Here is a 15,938-nt window from a genome sequence, read left to right on the forward strand (position 1 = left end):
GGGTCTCCTCAGAGCTGGGGCCGAAGCTGCGCCCACGGCGCGATGGACTCGAAAGCGGCGGCCGCTTGCAGCACGGCCATGTCGGCGCCGCGGGCTGCTGCGATCTGCAGACCGACCGGCAGACCCTCTCGGCTGAACCCGGCGGGCACGGTGATGGCCGGGCAGCCGGCATGTGCGATCGCTTCCGTGAAGCGCTGGTTCTCGATGACGGGCCAGCGGGTGGGAACGCCGTCGATCTCCGCCGGGCCGCCGAGCGGACCGGGGTGCGGGAACGCGGGCATCGGCGTGGTCGGCCAGACCAGGAGGTCGTACTGGGCGAAGACATCGGCGAACGCCCGGAAGATCCGCGTCCGCGTCACCATCTGGACATGCGCGAATTCCAGGGCGCTCATCCCGGACACGCGTTCGTAGAGGCGCTGTATCTCGGAAGGGAAGTCGGCCAGTGTCATGCCGTCCGCGGCCAGCGCGTCGACCTCCTGGCACATGTACGGCCCCCACCACTTCTCGAAGTAGTCGTAGGGATCCGGCAGGCTGATGTCGACCTGCTCCACGTCCGCGCCCGCGTCCGAGGCCAGCCGGCCGACCGCGTCGCGTACAACTCTCGCGGTCTCCGGATCGACCGGGCCGCACCCGAGATCCGGGCTGTACGCCACGCGTTTGCCCTTCAGCGAGGCCGTCGTGAGAGCCGCGAGGTAGCCGGCCCCCTCGTCCAGCAGACACACGGCGTCGAGGGCATACGGCCCGGCCACCACGTCGAGCATCAGGGCGGCATCCGCGACGGTCCGCGTCATCGGCCCGGTCACCGTGACCGTCTCGTAGGCTCCGGTGCCCTCCGAGCCGAAGGGGATCCGGCCGCTGGTGGCCTTGAGTCCTACGACGCCACACATGGACGCCGGCACGCGGATCGAGCCGCCGCCGTCGCTTCCCGTGGCCAGCGGGGCCAGGCCGGCGGCCACGGCCGCCGCCGCGCCGCCGCTGCTGCCACCGGTGGTCCGCGACGGGTCCCAGGGGTTGTTCGTCACCCCGGTCAACCCGCTCTCCGTGACCGCTCCCATCCCGAACTCCGGCGTGGTGGTCTTCCCCACGAGAATCGCCCCGGCGTCGTCGAGGCGCTGCCAGATGGGGGCGTTGCGGGTCGGTACGTACTCCGCGAAGTGGCGTGACCCGAAGGTCGTGCGCACCCCGGCGGTCTCCTCCAGGTCCTTCACCGTGGTCGGAACGCCGTGCAGCGGTGGCAACTCGTCGGCCGGCGTCGACACGACGAGTTTCTCGGCCGCCTTGGCGGCATTCACGGCCTGCTCGGGAAGCACGGTGACGAAGCAGTTCAGCTGTGGCTGCAAGCGGTCGATGCGGGCGAGGACCGCGTTGACGAGTTCGACCGGGGAGAGGTCGCGTCGACGGATCGCGGCCGCCAGCTCGGTCGCGGGGGTGAAGCAGAGGTCGTCGTCAGAGCTCATGGTGGATGTGCCTTTCGGCTTGGAGGGGACTTTCCTGGGGCTCCGCGACAGCGATGGCCGGGAGGACGAGCCGTGCACCCTCGATGCCCCCGACTTCGAGGCGTTGGGTGCTCCGGGTCTTCTTGGTGGCGAACCACGGGTTGTCGTCGGTGCCGGGGTGCACGACGTGGTGGGGGAAGTCGCTCGACTGCAACTGCAACTGGAGGCGATGGCCCCTCTGGAGCCGGTAGGCGTTGTCGTCCAGGTGAAGGGACAGGGCGTCGTCGGTTCGCTCGGACAGGACGGCGCGACCCCACGAGATCGGGCGGGTCGTGCCGTCGGGATACACGTCCTGGAGTTTCGCGAAGACATGCGTGGACGGGGCCGAGCACGAGATCCGCGCCGTGAGGACCGGCTGTCCCGCGAAGTCGACGTGCTCGGTCAGCGGCTCGGTCCGGAAGGTCAGCACGTCGGACCGGTCCGCGAGGTCGCGTTCATCGGGGTAGGCAGCGAGCAGGTACCAGATCGCCTCGATGCCGGTGCTCGACGGGACGGGGTCGTCCGGGTCGTGCGTCCACTTCAGCGACGTCGCCTCATCTTCCGGGTGGCGGTTCAGGGCGTGCGGGCCTGTCCCCCGGGCGGAGAGGTGGAACGTGAGCGGCTTGCTCGGCGGCGGATACTCCTGCGAGGACTGCCAGCCGACGTGTCCGACGTGCCACCGGGCGCGCGGGCGGGGCTCTGCCGGGCGCACCCCGTTGAGATGCTCGTCGAAGAAGTCCGCGACCTCGCCGCACTCGGTCTCGATCCTCTCGGCGAGGGCCGTCTCACTGAGGTACGGGTTGCGCGCGTCGCCGCTGCCGACGTCCGCCAGCAGGTAGCCCGAGTGGTCGGCGGACCCGGCGCGGAGGAAGTGCAGGTCGCGGGGGCCGGCCAGGGAGCGGAAGTGCCGCCAGTCGCGCAGTCCCAGTGGGGCGAGGCCGGGGTCGTACCAGTTCTGCCAGTGCAGGATCGGGACGGACGTGGTGTGGTACGGGTGCCGGTCGCCGTACGGGTTGTACCACCCCTGGTCCCCGGAGCGCTCCAGCATCTGCGTGGCTCCCCGGCATTCACCGACCCGCGTGCGGGCTGCCGCGACGATGTTCGCGACGGAGTCCGCACCCCAGTCGATCTCGGCGAGATAGCCCTTGTCGTCGGTCCAGATCTGCAGGAGGTCGTTGAGCGACGCGAGGTAGGGGACCTCCTGGCTCCACCGCGCTCCCACGTGCAGGGCGCCCATGTCGATCCCCGTCACCATCGGGACGGCCGCCCCGATGGCCGGGTGGCCGCTCGCCACCGCGGCCCAGGTGGTGAAGCCGTAGTACGAAGCTCCGGTCACCCCCACGCGGCCGTTCGACCAGGGCTGCCGCGTGATCCACTCGACCGTGTCGTATCCGTCGGCGACGTCGCAGGCGTAGGGGAGCGTCTCTCCCTGCGAACGGAACTTGCCTCGCACGTCCTGCGTCACGAGCGCGAAGCCGCGTGAGCGGTAGTACTCGGCCTCGAAGGTGAGGGCGGTGTAGCGGCTCGACTTGTCGTAGCAGGTCCGTACGAGAACGGCGGAGTGCGCCGTCCCGTCGTCGGGCAGATAGACGTCCGTCGCGAGTTCTACTCCGTCACGCATGGCGACCATGTGCTCACGGGCGTGCCGGGACGGTCTCTCCGAGGTCATGGTCTCGACGATTCTGAAGCTCATGCCTTGCCTCCGAGATGTATTTCGCTTGTTATATAACGGCTGTGTAAGGTGTGCCCGACAACGGTCGGGGTTGAGGGTCGGGGAGGTCTCGGTGCCGCGGTTCGTGGATCCGGAGGAGCGCGTTCGCGACATCGCGGTGGCCGCCCTGCAGGCTCTGAGCGAGGGGGGACTGCCCGAGCTGACGCTGCGGAAGATCGCGCGGCGGATGGGCGGATCCATCACCCTGATCACGCACTACTTCCCCAACCGTGAGGCGCTGCTGAGCGCCGTGCTGGAGTACGCGCTGGCCGACACGGACGCTTTCCTCGCCGAACTGGAGGAGATCACGGACCCACGTGAGCGGCTGCGGGCCGCCCTGGAGTGGTTCCTGCCGGTGACCGAGGAGTCGCTGATACAGGAGCGCGCGCGGGTGGCGTTGCTGACGCACCAGGGCGCGGAACCCGTCATCCGGCAGCACCTGCAGCGCATGGAGCCGGCGATGCGGACGGTCCTGGTGCGGGGCGTCGAGGAACTGGTTCCGGCCGACGAACTGGACGACACGGTCGACATGGTGCGGGTCTGGGTGTCCGGCATGGCCCTGTCCGTGGTCGAACATCCGGAGATCTGGACGCCCGAGCGTCAGTTGGCCGCTCTGGAGCGTTTCCTCGGGGTGCTGTCCTTCGCGGAACTCCCCGCGGGCTGAACGCGAGGATCGGGGGAACGGATCGGCCGGTGCCCGCCGGTCCGTCCGCTGCTGCGTTTCACGAGGCACGCAGGTCCACCACGCCATCACTGTGCGGTTCGGCGCGGAGTTCCGCCTTCGCGATCTTGCCGCTGGATGTGTGCGGCAGGCTGTCGCGGAACTCGACGTAGCGGGGCACCTTGAAGCGGGCGAGCCCCTGAAGGCACCACGCCTCGATCTCCTGTGCGCTGAGACTCGAACCCGGCTTGAGGACGACGACCGCCTTGACCTCTTCGTCGCGCTGCGGGTCGGGGACCGGTATGACACCGACCTCGTCCACCTCGGGCAGGGCCATGATCTGCAGTTCGACCTCCGCGGCGGCGATGTTCTCCCCGCTGCGGCGGATGACGTCGCGGACGCGGCCCTCGTAGTAGTGCTGTCCGTCGGCGTCCTTGCGGACGATGTCCCCGGTGCGGAACCAGCCGCCGGGCAGGAAGAGTTCGGCGTTGGCGTCCGGGCGGTTGTGGTAGCCGAGCATCATGCCGCTGCCCCGCAGGCACAGTTCGCCCGAGCGGCCGGGCTCGACCTCGTCGCCGCCCTGGTCGATGACCTTCGACTCACGGTGGGGGAAGCACCAGCCCATGGAGCCGCTGCCGACGGTGTCCGTGCGTTCGTACGGGACATAGGTGCCGTTGCCGACCTCGGTGCTGGCGTACATCTCGCGTGCCCGCAGGCCGAAGCGCCGCTCCAGGGGCTCGTGCAGGGAGGGTGGCAGAGCCGACACCGGTGCCTTCTTCAGGGCCAGTCGTCGGTCGGCCCCGCTCTCCGGCAGGTCGAGCATGCCCTCGTCGATCCACGCCATGTCGATGCGATGGTCGACGAGCCAGTTCATGAACTTGCGCCGGCTCAGCCCCGCGGTCACATACAGGCCGCCTCCGCAGGCCAGCGCCATCATCAGATAGCCCTGGTTCTGCATGTAGTAGAAGGGGTGGTCGGCCAGGATCCGCCGGGGCGGGTCGCCGATCGCCGTGCTGTGGACGCCGAGTTGGATCCAGTAGGTGTGGCTGAGCAGGCATCCCTTGGGCAGTCCGGTCGTACCCGACGTAAATTGGATGTTGACCACCTCGCCGGGGTTCGCGCGGTGAGTGCGTGGCGTCGTCGCCTGCGCGGTCAGCGCGCCGAAGTCGTGCACGCCCGGGACCGGTGCGCCGACGGCGACGATCCGTTCGCTCGGTACGGGACCGACGCGGTCATCGGTGAGCGTGCCGGTGACCACGTCGTCGGCGGCGACGAGCCACCGGGCACCCGCGTCACGCAGCACGAAGTCGATCTCCCGTGAGGTGTACTTCGGGTTCATCGGCACGGCGACCGCGCCCGCCTCGATGACCGCGAGCCAGGTCAGCGGGAACTCCACCTGATTGCGCAGCATGATGCCGACCTTCTGGCCGGGCGTGACGCCGAGGCGTTCGAGGCCGGTGCGCACCCGGCCGATCTGTTCACGGAGCTCTGCCCACGTCAGCGTGGGGCCTCCGCCCTCGATATGGGTGAGCGCGAGGTCGTCCGGCCACTGCTCGGCGGCGTAGTCCAGTGCCTCGGGAATGGTCTTGTCGATCAGATACTTCTGATGTGCGGTCATTTCCATGTTCTCGGCCTTTCTACGGCGGTTCAGGCGGTGGTCCACAGGGCGCGCTGCGTCGCGACGAATCCGGGCCGCTCCCGGCCCCTGACCTCGGCACGCAGGTCGGTGACGACGAGGTGGCCCTGTTCCCCGCGGTCGAGCACCTCGCGGACGTGGCCGTGGACGCGGAAGGGGTCGGTGGTGCGGACGACGGAGACGAAGCGGACGTTGTCGAGTCCGTAGTTCCAGGCGATCCACGGGCCTTGTGACCACACGGAGTGGTTGCACAGGACGTCGAGCAGGCTGAGCAGATGGAAACCCTCCACCAGGCCCTCGCCGTATCCGTCCTCGCCCTCGTAGGCGTGCGGGTACTCGTCGTGGTACGACGCCTTCTCGAAATCCTTCGTGCGGTCGTCGTCCACCACGAACCACGGGGTGACGAAGGTCTTGCCGAGCAGCGTCGGCGCCTGGGAGGGATGGCGGACGGTCAGCGTCGTGGCCCCCTCGGTGGAGAGGATGCCCATGGTCGGCTCCTTTGTGTAGCAGTTGCTTTATTACGAGGATGTGGGTCTGCCCGTGGCAGATTTGCGCGCCGTCAGATATGCCGCCGGCGGGGCTGCCACCCGGGCTTGGGCACCGCGTCCAGCAGCTCCTGGGTATACGCATCCCGGGGATGGTCAAGTACGTCGGCCGTACGTCCCTGTTCGACGACACGGCCGTGCCGCATGACCAGGCAGTGGTCGGTGACCTGGCGGACCACGGCAAGGTCGTGCGAGACGAAGAGGAACGCCACCGTGCTGCGTTCGCGAAGGTCGGAGAGCAGGTTGAGCACCTGCGCCTGCACACTGACATCGAGGGCGGCGACGGCCTCGTCGAGGATCAGGACCTCCGGCTCCAGGGCCAGCGCACGGGCGATGGCCACGCGCTGGCGCTGGCCGCCGGACAGGTCGCGCGGAAGCCGCGCCGCGTGCTGCTCGTCGAGCCCGACCTCGGTCAACAGGCTCACCGCCCGTTCCAGGGCCGCCGCCCGCCCGAGCCGGAAGCGTGCTCGCAGGAGTTCCGTCAGACCGGCGCCGATGCGCTGGCGCGGGTCCAGCGAGGCGAAGGGGTCCTGGAAGACCATCTGTACCGGAGGCGTGGTCCCCTTCCCGCTGCCCGCGACACCGACCGTCCCGCTGGTGGCCTGCTCCAGCCCGGCGACGATGCGCGCGATGGTCGTCTTGCCCGAGCCGGACTCGCCCACGACGGCCAGCGAGCCACCGCGTTCCAGGGTGAAGCTGACGCCGTCCACGGCGACGACCGCCCTGCCGCCCCGGGAGCGGGCGGGGAACTCCTTGCGTAGCTGCTCCACGACGAGCGCGGGGCCGGCGTCCCGGACGGTGATGGCCGGCGCGGTCATGAGCGCACCGCCTGGGGGAGCTCGGCGGCGATCTGTTCCACTCGATGGCAGGCGACCAACCGGTCCTCCACGGTGCGCAGTTGTGGCCGGTCCTCCCGGCACTCGCCGGTGGCGAAGCGACATCGTGCGGCGAACGCACAGCCGGGGCCCACCTCGTACGCTGCGACCGGCCGGCCCGGGATCGGCTGGAGCCGGGTCACCGCCGTCGCACTGGGACGGCAGGCGAGCAGTCCGGCCGTGTACGGGTGCAGGGGGCGGGCATGGACGTCCGCCGTGGGCCCCCGCTCGACGACCGTCCCGGCGTAGAGCACGGCGAGGGAGTCGGTCACGGCGGCGGCCAGGTCCAGATCGTGGGAGATGAACAGCAGACCGAGGTTCCGCTCGCGGATCTGCTCCTGAAGGATCGCCATCACCTCGGACTGCACGGTCACGTCCAGAGCCGTGGTCGGTTCGTCCGCGAAGACCAGCTTGGGCGAGTGCAGCAGCGCCGCCACGATCATCATGCGTTGCAGCAGTCCGCCGGAGAGTTGATGCGGGTACTGCGTCAGGCGGTGCTCGGGGTCGGTGATGCCGATGCTCGCCATGGCTTCGCAGGCGCGTTGGCGGGCTTCACGCGGGCTGAGCAGCTTTCCCGCCACGACACCCTCGACGAGGAAATCACCGACCGTGCGCAGCGGGTTGGTGTGGGCGCGCGGATCCTGGTGGATGAGGGCGACGTCCCTGGAACGGTAGGCGGCGAGTTCACGGCGCGAGAAGCCGAGCACCGAACGACCCTCGAAGTCGATGTGCCCGGTTGCCGAGGCACGCCGGGGAAGCAGCCGCATCGCGGACTTGACCAGCATCGACTTGCCCGAACCGGACTCGCCGACGAGTCCCACGGTCTCCCCGGCCGCCACGCTCAGGTCCACATCGCGGACCAGCGTCCGCCGGTTCCCGCGGTCTACGGCGCTGATCTGGACGTCCCGCATCTCCAACAGCGGTGTGCTGTTCATCAGTTACCTCCGAACCGCTGGGTGAGCCGCTCGCCCAGCACGTTGAACGCGACCACGGACACGACGATGCACAGGCCGGCCGCCAGGCTCTGCTGCACCGCGCCGTCCAGCACCTCGGACCGGCCGTCGGCCACCATCAGTCCCCACTCCGCCTCCGGCGGCTGGATGCCGAGCCCCAGGAACGACACCGCGCCGAAGTCCACCAGCGCGGACCCGAAGCCGATCGTCGCCTGGGCCAGCACGATGGGCGCCACGTTGGGCAGCAGATGCCGTCCGCAGATCCGCCACGTCGACAGACCGGCCAGCTGTAGCGCCTCGATGTAGGGCAACTGCCGCTGCCGTACCGCGACGCTGCGCACCACCCGGGCGACATACGGCGTGTACACGAGGGTGAGGGCGAGGACGGGCGCCCAGAAGCCGGCCCCGAAGACGGCCGAGGCGATGACCGCCACGAGCACGCCGGGGATGGCGAACAACATGGTCAGCATCCGGTTCAGCATCCGGTCGACCCACCCGCCGTACCAGGCCGCCACGAGCGCCAGCAGGGTGCCGAGGCCGGCGCTGCCCAGCACGATGACGCCCGGCCCGGCGAAGCTCAGCCGGGCGCCGGTGAGGGCCCGGGAGAAGATGTCACGGCCCAGTGAGTCGGTGCCGAACAGGTGCGAGCCGCTCGGTCCCTGACTCGCGGCGAGGACATCGGTGGCCGCCGGGTCGTAGGGCGCGAGCCAGGGCCCGGCCACAGCGAGGATCATCAGCACGGCGGCCAGGGCCGCGGAGGCGAGGAGCAGCGGGTCCGCGAAACGCCGGTGCCCGGTGTTCCTCGGACGGAGGGCGGTGGTGAGCGTGGCCATCGGTTACCGTCCCTTCCTCAGGCGGGGGTCGAGCAGGTCCTGACTGGCGTCCAGCACCGTGGTGACGACGACGAAGACCGTGATGATCAGCACGCTGATCGCGGTCACCACGGGATAGTCCTTGGCGGAGACGCTCTTGATCAGCAGCGAGCCGATGCCGTCGATGCCGAACGCGGGCTCCACCACCACCGAGCCGGCCACGAGTCCGGCCACGGTCAGTCCGGACGCGGTGAGGATCGGCAGCGCCGCGTTGCGCAGAATGTGCCGCCGGAAGATCCAGGAGCGCGGAAGCCCCCGGCCGCGGCCGGTCAGGACGTGCTCGGCGGCGGCCTCCTCCCCGATCGCGCTGGAGGTCAGCTGGGTCACGTAGGCGGCGTAGCCGATCGACAGGGCGGCCGCCGGGAGGGTGAGGTGCCAGAGCCGGTCCGTGAAGCCGCTGCCCGCGCCGCTGGTCGGGAACCAGCCGAGGTTCACCGCGAAGACACCGATCAGCATGGTGGTGGCGACGAAGGCCGGGACGGCGATACCCAGCCCGGCCAGGGCGTTGACCAGGGGACGCCACCGCGGACTCGTACCGCCGATGCCGCCGAGGACCAGGCCCGCGACGAGGATGAGCACCGCGGACATGCCGACCAGCAGGAGCGTGCTGAGCAGCCGGGGCGCGAGCAGGTCGGAGACCGGTTGCCGGTAGGTCAGTGACGTGCCGAGGTCGCCGTGCAAGGCACCGGTCAGCCAGTGCCAGTAGCGCTCCGGCAGTGGGTCGTCCAGGCCGAGCCTGGTGCGCATCGCGGCGCGTGCGGCGTCCGAGGCGTGCGGCCCCAGCAGCTGGGCCACCGGGTCACCAGGGGCCAGGGCGAGGACGGCGAACAGGAGGAAGGAGGCGCACAGGACGGTGGCGGCCGGGGCGACGACGTAGGTCGCCGCGAGGGAGAGGGCGGGGTGTCGCCAGGAGGCGCGGACCCGGGCCGGGGCACCGGCCGCGGACGAGGAAAGGGACACGTCGTCGCTCCTACTTGTGTGCGGCGCCGACATAGGCCATCTGTGGCATCGACCAGTAGGCGAACGAGGTGATGGCCCCGGTCAGCCGGTCGTTGAGGAAGGTCGCGGTGTTCGTGGAGACCAGCGGGATCGTCGTGTTCGCCTTCTCGTACAGGCTCTGCATCCCGACGATCGTCTTGGCGCGGCTCGCGTCGTCGAAGATGCTGCGCGCCTGGTTGAAGAGCTTGGTGACCTGCGGATCGTCGTAGTCGACGTAGTTGTAGGTCTGCTTGGGCAGGTAGAGGAAGCCGATCGTCTCCAGCGGGTCGGGGACGGAACTGAAGTTCGGCGACAGCATCAGGTCGATGCCCTTCCGCTTCGAGGCGTCGTAGCCCGCCTGGGCGTAGACCAGCGGCTGCATGCTCTGGATCCTGATCTTGAGGCCGGCCTCCCGGCCCTCCTGCTGGATCAGTTGCGCGGTGCGCGACTGGGCGTCGTCACCGGCGGAGATGGCCAGGACGATCTCCTGGCCCTTGTAGGAGGACTTCTCGACGAGCTTCTTCGCCGCGTCCATGTCGTAGGACCGTGCGGTCTCGAAGGACTTGTACGCCTTCTCGTACACCGCGCGCTGATCGCTGGGCCAGGACGCGGGGGCCGTCATGGTGTACATCGGGGTGGCGGCTCCGTGGAACACCACCTTCGCCAGGGCTTCGCGGTCGATCATCCGCTGCAGTGCGGCACGCAGGTCGCCGTCGGTCATCACGCCGTCCGGGCGGGCGACGTAGATGTTCATGGACTGGGGAGACGGTCCGAAGACCAGGCGTCCCGTCTTCGACTTCTGCAGAGCCGGAACCGAGGAGGCGGACAGTTCGTAGGCGCCGTCGATCTCGCCGGCGTTCAACGACTGCGCGAGGGAGGTGGCGTCGGTGAGGAACGTGAACTTGACCGTCCTGGCGAACGGGCGCCGGCCGGCGTTCCAGTAGGCGTCGTTCCGGCTCATGAGGATGCTGTCGCCGGTGGTCCACTTGTCGAGCTTGAACGGTCCGCTGCACATCAGACCGCCGGTCGGGGTGCCCAGCTTCGCACCGGCCTTCTCGGCGAACGACTGCTTCATGACCACGAGGTTGGCCAGCTCGCTGGTGAACATCTCGTCGGGTTGTTTGAACGCGACCGTGACCTTGTCGGCGGCCGTCGCCTTGATGGAGCCGACGTCGGCGAACAGATAGCTGCTGATCTTCGACGGGTCGGCCGCCCACCGCAGGCTGAAGGCGACGTCCTGTGCGGTGACGGCGGTGCCGTCCCAGAACTTGACGCCCCGGCGGATCGTGAGGACCAGCTTCGTCGGTGACTGCTGCTCGTAGCTCGCCAGATTGGGCTTGAGGTTGAACTTCGCGTCCAGGGCCAGCAGGGTGTCGCAGAGATTGCGGACCACCTGACCGCTCTGCGGAGTCGCCGCGTTGGCCGGATCCAGCGTTTCCGGCTCGCCGCCGGTGAGGTTCCAGGTGATCCGGTCGACGTCACCCTTCGCGGCGGGCAGCGACGAGACCAGGTCGTCGGCGGAGACCGTCGTCTGCTCGCCCGACGTGCCGCCGGAACACGCGGTGAGCGTGGAGGCGGCCAGTACGAGGCTGAGCACCGCGGCCCTTCGGATCTGTGGTGAAGCCATCGGAATGCCCCTTCGTCGCAGCCTGCGGCCGCTTGCGAGCCAAGTTGACGGCGAATGTATAGCGGGTGATGTACAACAGGCAATGCCTATCCCCGGGATTTTCCAGGCCGTAACATTCGCCCGAGATGCCTCTTGACACCGGAGGGGCCGCCCGCGACGACCGTCGTCGGCGAGGCCGAGCACGGCGCGGAGGCGGTGCGCCGGACGGCCGAGCTGCGCCCGGATGTCGTGCTGATGGACATCCGCATGCCCGGCATGGACGGAATCGAGGCCACCCGGCGCATCGTGGCGGAGGGCCGACGTTCCCGGGTACTGGTGCTGACCACCTTCGACCTCGACGAGTACGCGTACGGCGCGCTGCGCGCCGGTGCCAGCGGCTTTCTGCTCAAGGACGCCCGCCCCGATGAACTCCTCGCAGGCATCCGCGCCGTCGCGGGCGGCGACGCCGTGGTGGCGCCGTCGATGACCCGCCGCCTGCTGGCGGAATTCACCCCCCGGCTCCCCGTGGGCACACCCGGTCCGGACCCACGCCTCGCGGGGCTGACCCAGCGCGAGCACGAGGTCCTGACCGACATCGCCTCCGGACTGACGAACAGTGAGATCGCAGAGCATCTGCGGCTGTCCGAGTCGACGGTCAGGACACACGTCGGCCGGGTCCTGGCCAGGGTCGGCGCCCGCGACCGGGTGCACGCCGTCATCATCGCCTACGACACCGGTCTGGCCCGGCCGTCCTGAGCGGCTCCGGCAGACCTGGGACAACGCCCGCCCTGTCAGGCGTCGGCGGCGGGCCCGCCCATGGCTGTCGCCACGCCCGGCAGGGCCTTTGACGCGGAGGCGTCCGCCGGGCGGGGACGGGGGATGAGGGCCGCGACGGCGAAAGCCACCGCCGCCGCGAGGACTCCTATCGCCAGGACGACACGCAGTCCGTTGCGAGAGGGTAGTTCCGTGCCGTGGAAATCGGTGGTCATGGTGGCGATGACCGTGCCCCCCACGGCGCCCGCGAGGGTGTTGCCGATGGCCCGCATCAGTGCGTTGAGGCTGGTGGCGGCTGCCGTCTCGGACATCGGCACCTCGTCGATGATGAGCGTGGGCAATGCCGCGTAGGCGAGGCCCGTGCCGGCGCCGACGACGCACGAGGCCAGGATGAGCTGCCAGATCTCGGACATCATCACCATGGTGAGGAGATAGCCGGCCCCGATGACCGCGGAGCCGAGCATGAGGGTGAACTTCGGTCCACGGGCCCTGGTGAGCCGGGCGGAGAGCGGGGAGACGGCCATCAGCATCAGTCCTTGCGGGGCCAGCACCAGACCGGTGACGACCAGGGACGTGCCGAGTCCGTAGCCGGTGGCCTGCGGCAGCTGGAGCAGCTGCGGCAGGACCAGCTGGAGCGCGAGGAGAGTGAATCCGACGGCCACGGCGGCGAGGTCGGTGAACAGCACTCGGGGGCGCGCGGTGGTGCGCAGGTCCACCATGGGCTGACGGGCGCGCAGTTCGTACCAGCCCCACAGTGGCAGGATCACGACTGCCGCAGCGAACATGGTGAGGGTCGTGCCGCTGCTCCACCCCCAGTCCTCGCCCTTGGAGATCGCGAGGAGCAGGCAGACCAGGCCGGTCGCAATGCCGAGGGCGCCGATGACGTCGACGCGTCCCCCCGCACGCACCTCGGACTCGGGAACGAAGACGAGGACCAGGACGGCGGCGACCGCGGAGAGCACGGCACCGGTCCAGAACAGCAGATGCCAGTCGATCCTGTCGGCGATGAGCGCCGCGGTGGGCAGACCCACGGCGGCGCCCACTCCGAGTGAGCCGAGCATCACGGCGATCGACATATGAAGCCGCTCGGTGGGCATCTCGTCGCGCAGGATGCTCACGCCGAGCGGGATGATGCCGTTCGCCAGGCCCTGCAGCGCCCGGCCGACGATCATCGGGGCGAGCGAGTCGCTCAGCGCGCAGACCACCGAACCCGCCACCATCAGAGCGAGATTGACGAGGAGCAGGCGCCGCTTGCCGTACATGTCACCGAGCCGGCCCATCACGGGAGTGGCGATGGCGCCGCAGAGCAGGATGACGGTGACGGTCCAGGCGGTGTCCGACGCCGAGGCGTTCAGATACCGGGGGAGATGCGGGACGATGGGGAAGACCAGGGCCTGCGTCAGCGCGTCGGTGATCCCGGCGAAGGCGAGCACTGCCACCAGGACGTTGGCGCCTGGCAGGGCGGATTCGCAGGCGGCGGAGGCCTGCTGGGTGGGGGACATGAGGTCAGGCCTCCGTGTGGGGGAGCCGGCTGGGACGGCCTACGGCATGGCTGATTGTGTGGGGGATGTCGTGCTGCGGTGGATCGTCGGCGAGGGTGCCGCTCAGGTCACCAGGTGACCGGCAGTTCGTGGACGCCGAACGTCGCCATGTCGTGCCGGAACCTGACCTGTTCCAGTGGTACGGCCGGCCGAAGGCCGGGCAGCGCGCGCAGCAGCGCCGGCAGGGCCTCCTGCATCTCGACACGGGCCAGGGACTGGCCGAGGCACTGATGGATGCCGTAGCCGAAGGCGAGATGGCCGCGGGCGTTCCGGCCGATGTCGAAGGTGTCGGGATCCTCGAAGAGCGTGTCCCGGTTGGCGGCGGCCAGGTTGACGGACAGCAGGTCTCCCGCGCGCACCAGTTGACCGCCGAGTGACAGGTCTTCGGTCGCCACGCGCCACATCATGTCCTGCACGATCGTCAGATGGCGCATGAGTTCCTCGACGGCCCCCGCGACCACCCCGGGGTCCTCCGTGTTCCGTAACCGTGCGGCTTGCTCGGGGTTCTGCAACAGGGCCAGCGTCCCCAGACCGATCATGTTGGCCGTGGTCTCGTGGCCCGCGTGCAACAGGATCTGGGCGATCATGGCCACGTCCTGGTGGCTGAGTTCTCCGGAGGCGACCCGCTCCGTGAGCAGCCGGCTGATGAGGTCGTCGCCCGGTTCGCGTTCCTTCTGCTTCACCAGGCTCACGATGTACGCGAAGAGTTCGCGTCGCGCGGTCGTCCGCTCCTCCGGTGAGGTGTCGAGGCTGGTGAGTGTGGCGGAGTGCTCCTGGAAGAACGGGTGCCTGTCGTACGGCACACCGAGCAGCAGTGAGATCGCCAGGGAGGGGATGGGCAGCGCGTAGGCGCGCACGAGGTCGGTGGGCCGGCGTCCTTCGGCGATCATCTCCGCGAGGACGCGGTCGACCAGCTCCCGCAGACGTGGGCGCATGGCCTCCATGCGCTTGACGGTGAACTCGCCCGTGAGCATCCGGCGGATGCGGGCGTGTTCGGGGTCGTCCATGCGGGGGAACGCCGGCGGCAACTCGTCCTGGCCGCCGGCCGTCAGTACGGGGTAGCGGCGATTGTCCGCGCTGATCCGCGGATCGGCCAGGACCACCTTGGCGTCCTCGTGCCGGCTGACCAGCCAGGCGGTCCTGCCGTGCGTCGTCCGCACCCGCTGCAGGCCCTCACCGAGACGCCACCGCGTGTACTCGGCCGGGAGGTCGAAGGGACAGCGGGCGGAGCGGGCGACGGGGAAGGCGGGCAGGTCGGTGCCGTCGTGGGCTCCGGTCGCAGTGCTCATCGATACTCCCGTGGGGGTGGGGGGTATGTTACGAAGACCTAGGTCACGGTAACCGTCTTGAATGCGGATCCGCATCCTCCTTTTGGCGGATCCGGATGTGCGGGCCGAACGTGTCTCGATGAAGCGCCTCTCACGGCACGGTGGGGCGGGGGGCCGACGAGAAGTCCGCGACGTGCGGGCGGTCCTGGCGCCAGGGAGGTCTGACCAGGCCCGTCTCATAGGCGAACACCACGGCCTGGACGCGGGCGCGTGCGCCGATCTTGGTCAGGATGCTGCTGATGTGGCTCTTGACCGTGGTGGGCGCGATGGACAGGCGATCGGCGATCTCCGTGTTGCTCCAGCCGGAGGCGAGAGCGGTGAGGACCTCGCGTTCGCGCTCGGTGAGGAGGGACAGCTTCTGCGACCGGTCGGGGGTGCGAGAGGGTGTCCGATCGCGGACGGCGTCGACGAGCTGGCGCGTCAGGCGGGGCGAGATGACCGAGTTCCCGGCGGCCACGATGCGCAGGGCGGTCATCAACTCGTGGGGGAGCGCGTCCTTGAGGAGGTATCCGCCGGCCCCGGCCCGCAGGACGGCGTAGGCGTGCTCGTCGACGTCGAACGGAATCAGCGCCAGTACGGACGGCGGGCAGTTCTTCGCCCGGTCGGGGCCGGTGACGCCCGGTCGGCTGTCGGGCCGGGCGATGCCACGCAGGGTCCGGATGCCTTCGTCGTGGGACGCGTCCATGTCCACGAGGACGACTGCGGGATGGACTCGGGCCGCGGCTCGGACCGCCTCGGGACCATGGGCGGCCTCGCCGACGACCGTGAAGTCGGGCTGGGCTTCCAGGAGCATGCGCAGGCAGAGGCGCTGCAGCGCGTGGTCGTTGACGATGAATACGGTGGTCATGGGGCGTTCTCCAAGCGGGCGTGAGGCAGAGGCGATTGCCTCGCCGACAGCGCGCGTCGAGGTCGGTCGGGCGACGGCCCGGCCGCGGATCCCGGGTTGGTCCGGGGCGCGGCCGGGCCCTTCACCCGCGCCGGTG

14 protein-coding genes are annotated in these 15,938 nt (G+C 69.7%); 2 read left to right on the forward strand and 12 right to left on the reverse strand.

The annotated features are described in order from the left end of the window. Nucleotides 1–8: 8 nt before the first annotated feature. Nucleotides 9–1,457 (reverse strand): amidase, encoded by a 1,449-nt coding sequence (locus tag ACZ69M_RS43040; protein WP_470058764.1) that lies wholly within the window; start codon nt 1,455–1,457, stop codon nt 9–11. After that, nucleotides 1,447–3,168 (reverse strand): CocE/NonD family hydrolase, encoded by a 1,722-nt coding sequence (locus ACZ69M_RS43045; RefSeq protein WP_470058766.1) that lies wholly within the window; start codon nt 3,166–3,168, stop codon nt 1,447–1,449. Before ACZ69M_RS43045 ends, ACZ69M_RS43040 begins: the two co-directional genes overlap by 11 nt. 91 nt (nt 3,169–3,259) lie before the next feature. Between ACZ69M_RS43045 and ACZ69M_RS43050 the strand changes: the two genes are divergently transcribed. Then, nucleotides 3,260–3,850, forward strand: coding sequence for a TetR/AcrR family transcriptional regulator (locus ACZ69M_RS43050; protein WP_470058768.1), 591 nt, complete (start codon nt 3,260–3,262; stop codon nt 3,848–3,850). Nucleotides 3,851–3,908: 58 nt separating this feature from the next. Here the strand turns inward: ACZ69M_RS43050 and ACZ69M_RS43055 are convergent, their stop codons facing one another. The 7 genes from ACZ69M_RS43055 to ACZ69M_RS43085 all read right to left on the reverse strand — a co-directional run bounded on the left by ACZ69M_RS43055 (nt 3,909) and on the right by ACZ69M_RS43085 (nt 11,333). Beyond that, nucleotides 3,909–5,465 (reverse strand): class I adenylate-forming enzyme family protein, encoded by a 1,557-nt coding sequence (locus ACZ69M_RS43055; protein WP_470058769.1) that lies wholly within the window; start codon nt 5,463–5,465, stop codon nt 3,909–3,911. A gap of 29 nt (nt 5,466–5,494) precedes the next feature. After that, the gene (locus ACZ69M_RS43060; RefSeq protein WP_470058771.1) at nt 5,495–5,971 is read right to left on the reverse strand and encodes a hotdog family protein; all 477 of its coding nucleotides are present in this window, start codon (nt 5,969–5,971) and stop codon (nt 5,495–5,497) included. Nucleotides 5,972–6,042: 71 nt separating this feature from the next. Next, nucleotides 6,043–6,846, reverse strand: a complete 804-nt coding sequence (locus ACZ69M_RS43065) for an ABC transporter ATP-binding protein (protein WP_470058772.1) — start codon at nt 6,844–6,846, stop codon at nt 6,043–6,045. Next, nucleotides 6,843–7,838, reverse strand: a complete 996-nt coding sequence (locus tag ACZ69M_RS43070) for an ABC transporter ATP-binding protein (RefSeq protein WP_470058774.1) — start codon at nt 7,836–7,838, stop codon at nt 6,843–6,845. The genes ACZ69M_RS43065 and ACZ69M_RS43070 overlap by 4 nt, the downstream gene beginning before the upstream one ends. After that, nucleotides 7,838–8,689 carry an ABC transporter permease gene (locus ACZ69M_RS43075; RefSeq protein ID WP_470058776.1) on the reverse strand — a complete coding sequence of 284 codons (852 nt, stop codon included), beginning with the start codon at nt 8,687–8,689 and terminating at the stop codon, nt 7,838–7,840. Before ACZ69M_RS43075 ends, ACZ69M_RS43070 begins: the two co-directional genes overlap by 1 nt. Nucleotides 8,690–8,692: 3 nt before the next feature. Next, the gene (locus tag ACZ69M_RS43080; protein ID WP_470058778.1) at nt 8,693–9,688 is read right to left on the reverse strand and encodes an ABC transporter permease; all 996 of its coding nucleotides are present in this window, start codon (nt 9,686–9,688) and stop codon (nt 8,693–8,695) included. Between the two features lie 10 nt (nt 9,689–9,698). After that, nucleotides 9,699–11,333: an ABC transporter substrate-binding protein gene (locus ACZ69M_RS43085; RefSeq protein WP_470058780.1), complete on the reverse strand. Its 1,635-nt coding sequence runs from the start codon at nt 11,331–11,333 to the stop codon at nt 9,699–9,701. A gap of 132 nt (nt 11,334–11,465) precedes the next feature. Here ACZ69M_RS43085 and ACZ69M_RS43090 point away from each other — a divergent pair, with 132 nt between their 5' ends. Further along, entirely contained in the window at nt 11,466–12,068 is a 603-nt protein-coding gene (locus tag ACZ69M_RS43090; RefSeq protein WP_470058782.1) for a response regulator, read from the forward strand. Between the two features lie 35 nt (nt 12,069–12,103). Here ACZ69M_RS43090 and ACZ69M_RS43095 read toward each other — a convergent pair whose 3' ends face one another. From ACZ69M_RS43095 to ACZ69M_RS43105, 3 genes are all read right to left on the reverse strand, one after another. Then, nucleotides 12,104–13,588 carry an MFS transporter gene (locus ACZ69M_RS43095; RefSeq protein WP_470058784.1) on the reverse strand — a complete coding sequence of 495 codons (1,485 nt, stop codon included), beginning with the start codon at nt 13,586–13,588 and terminating at the stop codon, nt 12,104–12,106. A 107-nt stretch (nt 13,589–13,695) separates the two neighbouring features. Next, a complete protein-coding gene (locus ACZ69M_RS43100) occupies nt 13,696–14,916 on the reverse strand; it encodes a cytochrome P450 (protein WP_470058786.1) in 1,221 nt (406 codons plus the stop codon). Nucleotides 14,917–15,046: 130 nt separating this feature from the next. Continuing rightward, on the reverse strand, nt 15,047–15,802 hold the full coding sequence (locus ACZ69M_RS43105) for a LuxR C-terminal-related transcriptional regulator (protein WP_470058787.1): 756 nt from the start codon (nt 15,800–15,802) through the stop codon (nt 15,047–15,049). Nucleotides 15,803–15,938 lie beyond the last annotated feature (136 nt).

The sequence above is a fragment of the Streptomyces sp. NPDC107454 genome, assembly GCF_055582885.1.